This is a genomic window from Pseudoalteromonas haloplanktis ATCC 14393 (genome assembly GCF_000238355.1).
GTDB lineage: Bacteria > Pseudomonadota > Gammaproteobacteria > Enterobacterales > Alteromonadaceae > Pseudoalteromonas > Pseudoalteromonas haloplanktis.
The window spans coordinates 401,519-413,162 of record NZ_AHCA01000002.1 but is presented as its reverse complement, the minus strand read 5'-3'; the positions used below and the strand labels follow the sequence as shown (position 1 = coordinate 413,162).

The 11,644-nt window shown below is 39.2% G+C and carries 6 protein-coding genes; 5 read left to right on the top strand and 1 reads right to left on the bottom strand.

Annotated features, from left to right (window positions below; all coding sequences use genetic code 11):
- Positions 1 to 85 precede the first annotated feature (85 nt).
- Positions 86 to 2,335 carry an aminotransferase class V-fold PLP-dependent enzyme gene (locus PHAL_RS0105965; protein WP_029216047.1) on the top strand — a complete coding sequence of 750 codons (2,250 nt, stop codon included), beginning with the start codon at positions 86 to 88 and terminating at the stop codon, positions 2,333 to 2,335.
- Between the two features lie 67 nt (positions 2,336 to 2,402).
- Here PHAL_RS0105965 and PHAL_RS0105960 read toward each other — a convergent pair whose 3' ends face one another.
- Positions 2,403 to 3,431 carry a LacI family DNA-binding transcriptional regulator gene (locus tag PHAL_RS0105960; RefSeq protein WP_016707510.1) on the bottom strand — a complete coding sequence of 343 codons (1,029 nt, stop codon included), beginning with the start codon at positions 3,429 to 3,431 and terminating at the stop codon, positions 2,403 to 2,405.
- 349 nt (positions 3,432 to 3,780) lie between these two features.
- Between PHAL_RS0105960 and pgi the strand changes: the two genes are divergently transcribed.
- From pgi to PHAL_RS0105940, 4 genes are all read left to right on the top strand, one after another.
- The gene (pgi, locus tag PHAL_RS0105955) at positions 3,781 to 5,427 is read left to right on the top strand and encodes a glucose-6-phosphate isomerase (RefSeq protein ID WP_016707509.1); all 1,647 of its coding nucleotides are present in this window, start codon (positions 3,781 to 3,783) and stop codon (positions 5,425 to 5,427) included.
- 302 nt (positions 5,428 to 5,729) lie between these two features.
- The gene (gene zwf, locus PHAL_RS0105950) at positions 5,730 to 7,202 is read left to right on the top strand and encodes a glucose-6-phosphate dehydrogenase (RefSeq protein WP_016707508.1); all 1,473 of its coding nucleotides are present in this window, start codon (positions 5,730 to 5,732) and stop codon (positions 7,200 to 7,202) included.
- Between the two features lie 2 nt (positions 7,203 to 7,204).
- Positions 7,205 to 7,915: a 6-phosphogluconolactonase gene (pgl, locus tag PHAL_RS0105945; protein ID WP_016707507.1), complete on the top strand. Its 711-nt coding sequence runs from the start codon at positions 7,205 to 7,207 to the stop codon at positions 7,913 to 7,915.
- A gap of 846 nt (positions 7,916 to 8,761) precedes the next feature.
- On the top strand, positions 8,762 to 11,410 hold the full coding sequence (locus PHAL_RS0105940) for a TonB-dependent receptor (protein ID WP_016707506.1): 2,649 nt from the start codon (positions 8,762 to 8,764) through the stop codon (positions 11,408 to 11,410).
- The last annotated feature ends 234 nt before the right edge of the window (positions 11,411 to 11,644 follow it).

Genomic DNA, 11,644 nt, shown 5'->3' with positions numbered 1-11,644 from the left:
AGACTAATTGATTATTACGCAATGCATTAATTTTATGTAGAATGGGTTATAAGATATATCTTTTAGTAATATGGTGCGTTTTTTAATGTCTGATCTATTATTCCCTACTGACACTTCGTCACAAATTTACCTTGATGCAAACGCAACGACTCCCGTGCTACCTTGTATTGCCGAGGTTGTGTCACACACCATGCAAATTTGCTTTGGTAATCCGTCTTCTTCACATATTACTGGCATTCAAGCTAAGCATTTATTAGAGCAAACTCGTCAAAAAGCGCGTGATGTCATTGGCGCGCAGCAGGGGGGTATTTTATTTACTTCAGGGGCGACAGAAGGCATTCAAACGGCTGTTGTGTCGACGTTAATTGCTGCTAAAAATCACACTATTAAAAACCCCGTTTTATTATATGGTGCAACTGAGCATAAAGCGGTACCAAATACATTAATACACTGGAATAGCGTATTAGGCATTAACGCTAAAGTGCTTGCGATACCTGTTTCAAATGATGGTCTATTAGACTTAGAATTTATCGCTGAGCATGCTAGAAATGCATTGATGATTTGTACTATGGCTGTAAATAATGAAACCGGTGTTTATCAAGATTTAACGGCCATTGAAGCAGTAATTCGCAGTCATAATGCTGACGTTGCTTGGATGGTTGATTGTGTACAAGCTTTAGGTAAAACGGCACTTGCTTTAAGTGATACCAGTATAGACTATGCGCCTTTTTCAGGCCACAAGCTCTATGCACCTAAGGGGATTGGTGTGTTGTATATTCGTCAAGGCAGTGCATACACCCCATTTATTGCTGGGGGGGGCCAAGAAAGTGGGATGCGATCAGGCACTGAAAACTTACCCGGTATTGCAGGACTTAACAAATTATTTTCCTTATTACTTGATAAAGCAAACGACACGTTTAAATCACTTGATGTGTTGCATAGCTACCGTGAACAATTGCAGCATGCGTTAGTTGATACCTTCGGCAGTTTAACATTTAACCATGACTTTGATTTATCAGTACCAACCACTTTAAACTTTTCGGTTGATGAACTAAGCAGCAAAGAAGTAATGGATTTATTTGATGCGGCCGGTATTCGTATCAGTGGCGGCTCTGCGTGTAGCTCAGGGGCGAGTCGCAGCTTTGTTCTTGATGCTATGGGGGTGAGTGATTGGCGTAGTGAAAATGCAATACGTTTATCATTTGGACCTGCGACAACCCAAGCTGAAATAACCACAGCTTGTACACGTATTCGTTCACTTAAACCTATATTACAAGCAAACTGTTTAATGGTGTCTGATTCATCATTACCGTTGCAAGAAGTATGTGCCTTAGGACTCACTCAATTTAGACACCAAGGTGCATGTTGTTGGCTTTATGTCAGCCAAAATAAGCACGCGGTGATTATTGATCCGATTGTAGAGCTCATTCCACGCCTTGAAAAAATAGTGCATACCCAAAATTTAACTGTAGCAGCGATTTTAGATACTCACGCACATCAAGAACGCTGTGCTGCAACAGCGTTGTTAGCACAAGCCCTAAAGTTCAGTTTTGCTGACACAGATCAATTAGGTTGGCCAATTTCACAGGATCGGATTGAATTGTCAGAGTGCACAATAGAACGGATCGCAACACCAGGTCACAGTGAAGATAGTGTTAGTTATTTATTAAAGTGTAATGACTCACACCAAGTACGCTTCTGCTTTTGTGGCGATCTACTGCTTCCAGCAGGGCTTGGTAATACAGCTATTGATGGTGGTAATGCGTTAGTGATGGCACATTCATTACGGCAACTATCTCAATGCTTGGACAATTCGACAGTGATCTGCTCAGGGCATGATTACCAGCAATGTTTTGCGATTAATTGGCAAGTGCAACAACAGCAGACACCGTTATTGAAGGCACTATTAACGAATGAAATAACAGATGCCGAATTCTCACAGCAAAAACACCACAGTGACGAGTGCAACCTATCGAAATTTGCAACTTTGTGCGGCTATGCAGATAGTTTACAGCACAGTACAGCGTATGAGGTAAATGCAGCGCAAGCGAAAGAAATGTTAATACTTGCAGATGTCCATTTAATTGATACCCGAGAACCCTATGAGCATGGCGCTAATGATATTTCTCAGCAATTAGCAATTACCCCTGATCGTGTGATGAATATTCCGCTTAGTAGAATGGCAAATGCGTTGGTAGATGGGCAATTGAATACGCAAAATAAATATATTTTACTTTGTCGCAGTGGTAATCGCTCAAAACAAGCGGCTACTAATTTATCTCAACTTGGCTTTACCCAAGTGTATAACCTCAGCGGTGGTATGGCATTACTTTAATTAAAAGTGCCTAACAACAATAAAGGCGCTTACAAGCGCCTTTATTGTTGTTAGTAACGTGGCAATGCTATTGTTTGGGTCCTGAGCTTTCTCTTACAACAATAGAGGGAGTAAACGAAGTAATGATGTCTTTATCTTGATTGCGTGCCCCTCGGGTTTTTGTGAAGAGCAAGCGTGCTGCATGTTGAGATATAATATCATTTGCTTGGTGTGCGGTGGTTAGTTTTGGCCATGTCTGGCGTGAGAAGGGTGAATCCTCAAAGCCGGTAATGGATAATTGCTCAGGAATAGCGATACCCATTAAGCGTGATGCAAACAAGGCTCCAGCGGCCATTTCATCGTTACCACCTAAGATGGCGGTGATCGCCAGTTTGTTGTTGTCGGCTAGTAATGTTTTTGCGCCTTCAACACCAGATTCAAAAGAGTACTTACCATCATACACAAAGTCACAGTTAAATTTTACTTGATGATCTGCCAGTGCGGCTTTATAGCCTTCAAGACGCTCTGATGTGGATTTATGCTCTTTATCACCACAAATGAAGCCTATATTTTCATGGCCATGTGCAAGTAAATGAGTAGTGATTTCATACGCGGCTTTGTAATCGTTTACATAAATACAGGTATCTTGATCATCATCAGTGGGTCGCCCAGATAGGACGCGAACGTAGTGAATATTTAATTCATCTAACAAATTAGTGATGCTACTTTGCTCTGATAATGGAGGGGTGAGTACAAGCCCTGCTAGACGAGAGCGTTTTATCATAGTGATAAAGTCTGCTTCCATATTGGCATCAGTGTAAGTACAAGGGTGGATCACCAATTCATAGCCTTCGTCTTTGCAGCGAGAGAGCACACCATTTTGCATATCAATAACATAATAGGCATTGGGGTTGTCATAGACTAAACCTACAGTAAATGATGACGTACCGGCTAGATTTCGCGCTGCAAGGTTAGGTTGGTAATTCAACTCATTGACAGCTTCCATCACGATATCGTAAGTTTTTTTACGAACAGAAGGTTCTTTGTTGATCACCCGTGAAACTGTTTTCATCGACACTCCGGCGAGTCTCGCTACATCATTTATAGTTACTTTCATAGAGTTACTTTTAGGTTATTGTTTTAGTGTTGTCTTGTTCCTGCGATGAGTATTTATGAGTAGACTTAGCAGTGCTCTATTCATTAATTCTTCATCTAGACCAGTTAGTGTATCTAATGTTCAACAAAATTAGCAGTAAAATAATTGAGATAATTTTTATGATACCGGTGTCAAATGAGTAAAAGTGCGTTATTATCTCGATTGTAAAATATAAAAGTAGCTTATTGACAGCGTTGTCATTTTAACTTATCGTTAACTTCGTTTGTAGGTTAATACGCTATCAGTTCACTTTATTTATATAAAGATAGTTACAAATCAGTTTGTTGCAAGTTTAAGGGGATGTTAAAAAATGAGTTGTCGTTCACAGTTAGCTAGTTGGCAAGCATTACAAACAAGTGCAAATAAGATGAAGGAAATTCATCTTAAAGATTTATTTGCCAATGACAGCACTCGATTCGAGCAATTTTCGACTCAAATCCCTGGTGTTTTATTTGATTATTCAAAGCAATTGATTGATAACAATGTGGTCACTCAATTGATTTCTTTAGCGCAAGAGTGCGATATCGCCACTTGGCGTGACAAAATGTTCAGCGGTGAAAAAATCAATATCACTGAAGATAGAGCGGTTCTTCATACAGCGCTTCGTAATCGCAATGAATCATCGCTAGTTGTTGATAATGAGAATGTAAGCTCGGTGGTGAACGCTGAATTACAAAAGATTAAGTTGTTCGTGAATAAAGTTCGCAGTGGACAATGGTTAGGTTATACCGGTAAAGCGGTTAAAGATGTTGTCAGTATTGGTGTAGGTGGCTCAAATTTAGGGCCGCAAATGGCAACTGAAGCGCTGAAAAGCTACGCTGATGACACTTTGAAAGTGCATTATGTTTCAAATGTCGATGGTGTGCAAATCGCTTCTGTTTTGAAAGAGATTGATCCAGAAACGACGTTGTTTGTGATTTCATCAAAAACGTTTACTACATCAGAAACCATGACCAATGCAAAAACTGCCGTTGCGTGGTTTTTAGAATCAGCGAATGACAAGCAAGCGATTGCAAAACACTTTGTAGCTGTAAGTACTAACTTAGAAAAAACGGCTGCATTTGGCATTGCCGATGAAAACGTATTCACTATGTGGGATTGGGTTGGTGGTCGCTTTTCATTATGGAGTGCGATAGGATTACCAATCGCATTATACTTAGGCTTTGAGGCCTTTGAAGCCGTGCTTGATGGTGCATTTGAAGTAGATGAACATTTTAAAACAGCTGAGTTTCAGGAAAACATTCCACTTTTGATGGCATTATTAAGTGTGTGGAACACCAGCTTCTTAGGTTTTGATTCACAGGCCATTTTGCCTTACGACCAAGCATTGCATATGTTGCCAGCTTATTTACAGCAAGGTGAGATGGAAAGTAATGGTAAGCATGTAAACTTTGCGGGCAATACCGTGCCGTATACTACAGTGCCAATTATCTGGGGTATGACAGGTATCAATGGTCAACATGCCTTTTATCAGTGTTTGCATCAAGGAAACGTTGTTGTACCCGCTGATTTTATTGCGTCAATTAAGCCGCAAATCAACGTAGGTGAGCACCACGATATATTATTATCGAATTTCTTTGCGCAAACCGAAGCAATGATGATGGGTGTTGATGCACAGCAAGTGCGTGCAGATTTAACAGCCAAAGGTAAAACTGAGGCTGAAATCACGCAGTTGCTGAATCATAAAATTCATCAAGGTAATCGTCCAACGACATCAATGTTGTTAGACACCGTAGATGCCAAAACAGTGGGTCGTTTAATCGCTTTGTATGAGCACAAGATTTTCTGCCAAGGTATCATCTTAGCGATATGTTCGTTTGATCAATGGGGTGTTGAATTAGGTAAAGGTTTAGCATCAAAAATTGAAGCTGAGTTATTGGATGACAGTGTCACTCACCCTCATGATAGCTCAACAAATGGTTTAATGAGCTACTATAAACAACGACGAGCACAGTAAAAAATTCGCACAGTATAATGAGTTGTATTGTGCAACCAAATACCTTTGAACGGGTAGCGCTGGAGTTCTTAGGGCCTGTGTATTTGTGAGAGGATATACAGAGCCCCTAAGACTCATTTAATTACCAGTTTACTATGAGTAAAGCTGGAACAATATTCAGCACTAAAGACAAGCGAATTCAACAGGCTTTTTCTCGATCACGATGCCAAAAAGCTGACATCATCTAAACAATAAGAATGTATGCCTGTACTATCAATAACAGATAGTCGACAACGAGGCATAGCAAACGTAGAGAGTAAATTATGCTAAATCCTTTTGATATTGTAATTTTTGGGGGCGGTGGTGATCTTGCATTACGCAAATTATTACCAGCAATGTATCGCGCATATCAAGAAGGCAACCTTCCGCAAGGTTCACGTATTTTACCGACGGTTCGTGAAGAAAGTAAACGTGCGGAATATATAGAAACAGCTCACCAAGCATTAAAAGAGTTTTTAAGTAAAGGTGAGTTTAACGCCAAAGACTGGAAAGCTTTTTCCGCGTGTTTAGTACCTGTCGTAACTAACGTTACCGAAGCGGATGACGATTGGGACAAACTAAAAACAATTCTTAATGAACATGATGAAGATAAATCTCGCGTATTTTATTTGTCACTTCCTCCAGCCGTTTATGGCAGTTGTTGTGAAATATTATCCACGAAAGGTCTTATCACACCAACATCTCGTGTTGTAGTCGAAAAGCCAATAGGCTATTGCGGTAGCTCGGCTGAAGAGATCAATGCAAAAATTGCTGAGTATTTTACTGAAGAGCAAATTTTCCGTATCGATCACTACTTGGGTAAAGAAACCGTTCAGAATTTAATGGCATTGCGCTTTTCAAATTCAATATTTGAAAATATGTGGGATGCTAAATCAATTGATAATATTCAAATCAGCTTATCTGAAACCGTAGGCCTTGAAAGTCGCGCTGGTTTTTACGATAAAGCCGGTGCATTACGTGATATGGTGCAAAACCATTTATTACAGTTGCTATGTTTAGTGGCAATGGAATCACCAAACAAATTAAATGCCAGCAGTATTCGTACTGAAAAATTAAAAGTATTAGAGTCACTTCGTCCACTTGTAGGAACGGATGTAGACGACAATATTATTCGTGGTCAATATGTACCAGGCGATTTAGCGGGTAAAATAGTTCCAGGTTACCTTGAAGAACTTAATGAAGGTTCGAGTAAGACAGAAACCTTCGTTGCTATTCGTGCGCACATTGATAACTGGCGTTGGGCTGGTGTGCCATTTTACTTGCGTACAGGTAAGCGTATGGCTAAACGTTGTGCTGAAATTGTGGTTGAATACAAAAAAGTTTCACATAACGTGTACGGCGATAACGTAGGAAAAATTGAACCAAACCGCTTAGTTATTCGTCTGCAACCTGAAGAGACAATTCAATTAACCTTGATGTCAAAACGTCTTGATAATCTTGAGATGCAACTTGAGCCTGTAACTATGAATATTGAGCTTTCCCAAGCTTATAGTAATGGTTTTCACTCCGATGCGTACAAACGTTTAATGCTTGATGCTGCAGCAAATAACCCATCATTGTTTATACATCGTGACGAAGTACGTCAGGCATGGAAATGGATTGACCCTATTATTGAGCGTTGGCAAGAAAAAGGTAAACCGGCCTTATACCGTGCTGGTAGCTGGGGACCAGATGATGCTGACGAATTATTAGCTGAAAATAACCATGTTTGGTTTAACACTGGCGATAAGGTATAAGCATGGCAACCATCGTAGAAAAGTTTTTTGACTCAAAAGATGCATTAACAGCAGAGTTATCAGCAACGCTTGAACAAAGCCTAGTTGATGGTATTGAAGCGAGTGGACGTGCAGTACTTATGGTATCAGGTGGTTCATCTCCTGCACCTGCATATAAACACTTATCTAATTTAGCTTTAGATTGGGCGAAAATCGACGTTGCCATGGTCGATGAGCGCTGGGTTGATGCAGAGCATGATAAAAGTAATGAAGCGTTCATAAAAAGCACATTACTACAAAACCATGGCGCCGATGCAAACTTTATCACAATGAAGAATAGTGCTGCTACAGCTCAGCAGGGCAGCGCAGAATGTGAAGCCGCATATCAGCAGCTTAAACGTCCATTTGATGTGACTATTTTGGGGATGGGTCCTGACGGCCATACAGCTTCATTATTTCCACATGCTAAAGGTCTTGAATACGGACTAACGACATCAGACTTGGTATGTGCAATTAACGCTATTGAAAGTGACGTGACAGGCAGTATTACTGAGCGTATGACTTTGACGTTGGCAGCCATAGCCCAATCTAAAGTTGTTAAGTTGTTGATAAGCGGTGAAGAAAAGCTAGCTGTTTATAAAGCTGCAAAAGCTGGTGGTGATGTCAATGATATGCCGTTGCGTGCAGTATTAAATCACCCAAGCATTAATATTGAAGTTTATTGGGCACCATAAGTATATAGTTGCTCAACACTTTAAAATGCAGACTTTTAAGTCTGCATTTTTTGTTTTCAGCTAAAATTAGCTCATTGTATAGCTGAGGCTGCACACTTGAGTTTATGTGAAAATTGCCACCTGACACTAATCGATTAAATGTTTAACTTAAACTAAGACGTTGACAGCGTTATGAATTTTTAAGTAGAACAGTAACATGTCAAAAATTTCACCTTGTTATTACTGTGTCTATCAGTCACTGCAAATAGTCTGAGTTAACACGATTGACCTTAATGTATTCTTTCGATAGTTAGCTACGATAAATGGAATACTCACGAAATAAAGGTAGACATAAGTAGTATAGGTCTTTATAATTGAAAAATGACAACGCTGTCATTGATATTGATAACCATTTACTCAAGTTCCCCTTAGGTAGATTATTTGCCCTAATTTACCAAATAATGAGTGTCAATAGGTGCGTTTTATTACAGCTAATCGAATTAATATTATTGTAGTTTAAACGAGTATTGTTCCACTTGTAAGGATCAGGTGGAACGTTTTTTTTACACTTTGACTTATCAAAAATCTTAAAATTACCTAAAATCGTACATTTGCTTTTCTCTTTTTTGACATATTCATGTTATATTCACGCCGTTAAAAAGTAACAATCCATAAAGTTCATTATTTTTATTTCTTTTAATTTCAATTGCTTAGTGTTTTTATAGCTATTTTTTTACACAATATAGCTAAAAAGATGTAGCACAATTGTAATTTAGAGTGTATGGTTTGTTACTAGATGACAACGCTGTCATCATCACTGGGCAGAAGTGATAAATAAAACCAACAAAATGATTCAAGGGGAATCCTGTGTTAGCTAAAAATTTTAAAAAAAGCTTATTAGCAGTAAATATCGGTCTTGTAATGAGTGCCGGATTCACTGGTGCTGCATTCGCAGCTGAAGAAACGCAAATCAAAGAAGACGTTGAAGTCATTGAAGTACGTGGTATTCGTGCCTCAACTAAAGCTGATATTAACAACAAACGCTTTGCAAATGCAGTTGTTGATTCTATTACTGCTGAAGATATTGGTAAATTTCCAGATAAAAACGTTGCTGAATCACTTTCACGTATTACGGGTGTTGGTGTAAGTCGAGAGTTTGGTGAAGGTGAGAAGATCACTGTTCGTGGTTCTGATCCTACTAAAAACCGTACTTTACTTAATGGTCAAAACGTAGGTACAGCTGATTGGTTTATTCTTGATAATCCATCACGTAGCTTTAACTTCACTATGTTACCATCTTCTTTGGTAAGTAACTTGGAAGTTTATAAGTCACCAGAAGCGCGTTTAGACGAAGGTTCGATCGGTGGTACAGTAATTCTTCATACTCGTAAACCTCTGGACTTAGACTCTGGTACGACTCACATCAACCTTCAAAGCCAATATTCAGAAACATCTGAAGAGCATGACCCACTAATTGAAGGTTTATTTTCATGGAAAAATGAAGATGAAAAGTTTGGTATTTTAGTTTCTGGCTCTAAATCAGACCGTACAGTTCGTCGTGAAGGCTTTGAAGTGCTAGGTTGGGATGCACAAGATGATGGTACATACACACCTCGTACTATGGGTGTACCAGTATTCCGTCAAGACCGTGAAAGAACAACATTATTTACAGCAATTCAATTTGCACCATCAGATGATTTTAGTGCTACTTTAAACATCTTAGATTCAAATATGGATGTGAATAACACGAACTCAAACTATCTACTTATGAATCCAGCATCTAACGCTACCCTAAGTTACGAAGGGGAAAATGCTGTGTATGGAAGTGGTGGTACTGATGTTCGCTGGAATCACATTAACCGTATTTCAAGCACTGACACAAGCTCAATTCATTTAGATATTGATTTTGCAACAGATTCTTTCAGCATGAATGTTGAGTTAGGTACAACCGAGGCTGAAGGTGGTACTTTGAATGAAACGTCTTGGGAGTATGGTGGTCAAGGCGATTATAACTTTGATTTAACGGGAAGCACACCAACGGTTAATGCAGGTGTTGATGGTACTGATCCTTCTAAATTTAATGGCGGCTGGATCTGGGGTGGTAATAAGCCAACGACAGACGAAGAAAGTTATGGTCAAGTAGATTTTGATATTCCTGTTGATATGGGCGCATTCACTGCTATTAAAGTGGGTGTGAAGTATCGTGACCAGAAACGTACTCAAGATAGAGAAGCGTACAGCTGGCACTGGGGTTATGCAAACGATGGTGTTAGTGCTAACTACATGAGCCAAATTATTGGTACTGATTGCCCTACTTTAGCACAATGTGACCTTGCTATTGGTTCTGATTCAGTAGGTGCTGATGTTGTAAATGGTGATATCACGCAGCAATTAACGCATAACAGCGCTAAAATGTTTGAACTTGGCTTAGGTCCAGACGCATCATATGCAGCACACAAAGTACTTGGCGAAATATTTGCAGTTGAAGAGAAAAAGACCTCATATTACATTCAGGGTGACTTCTCTGGTGATGATTTCCGAGGTAACATAGGTGTTCGTGTTGCGAAGACTGATCAAGACTCTTCAGGTTATTTATTCTCTTCTGATTCAGCAGGTCTATTAACAGTTGATAATCCAGGCTTGAATCCTGATTTAGTTCCATCAACGCTTGAGTGGGTAACAGAATCGCGTAGTTATACTGAAATTTTACCTAACTTTAACTTGTCATATGATTTAGCTGAAGATCAAATTGTTCGCTTATCAGCGGCAAGAACAATGGCTCGTCCTAACTTTTTTGATATCTCACCAATTACAGCACCTGGTGATTTAGGTGAAGATAACCCAACAGCGCAAGCGGGTAATCCTAACTTAGACCCACAGTTAGCTAATCAGTTTGATGCTGCATGGGAATTTTATTTTGATGAAGCATCACTTTTTGCAATAACATTATTTTATAAAGATATTGAAAGCTACCAAACCTCTGGTACCTACATGCAAGACTTCTACGACCAAGAAGAAGATATGTGGATCAGTGCGACAGTAACACGTCCAGAAAATGGTCCTGGTGGAACGACTACAGGTCTAGAAGCTACATTGCAGTATGACTTAGGTGGTGGTTTTGGTGTATCAGCGAACTATACTTATACTGATGCAAAAAATGATGGCGAACGTGATGTTATGAACCCGGGTTCTGGCTTAGTAATGGGCGCATCAGAAAATATGTTAAACGCTTCAGCATTTTATGAAGATGACTTATTTTCAGTGCGTGCAATGTACAACTATCGTACTGAATGGTACAAAGGTCTACATTCTTCAGGCGCAGAGCTATGGAATGATGACTATGGTCAATTAGACTTCACTACAACTGTAAATGTTACAGAAAATATTTCTGTTGTGTTTGAAGGTATTAACTTAACGAATGAAAAAGTAGTTGAGTACAATACAAGTAAAGACCGAGTTCTATCAATTTATGAAAATGGTCGCCGATTTGTTCTTGGTGCTAATTTCCGCTTCTAAGATTCAACTCATATAAAAAATGCCGCAACTTAGCGGCATTTTTTGTTTATCCTGCTTGCTATACTAATACCAATCGACTTAAATATTTAACCATTCTAGCGGGCTAAATAAAGCGCTAACTGCGTTATAAATTTTTCATGTAGAACAACTACATGTCAAAATTTATGCCTTGTTATCACTCCATTTACCTGTCGCTATAAATGGTCAGTAACTTAACACGATTGGTATAATGTG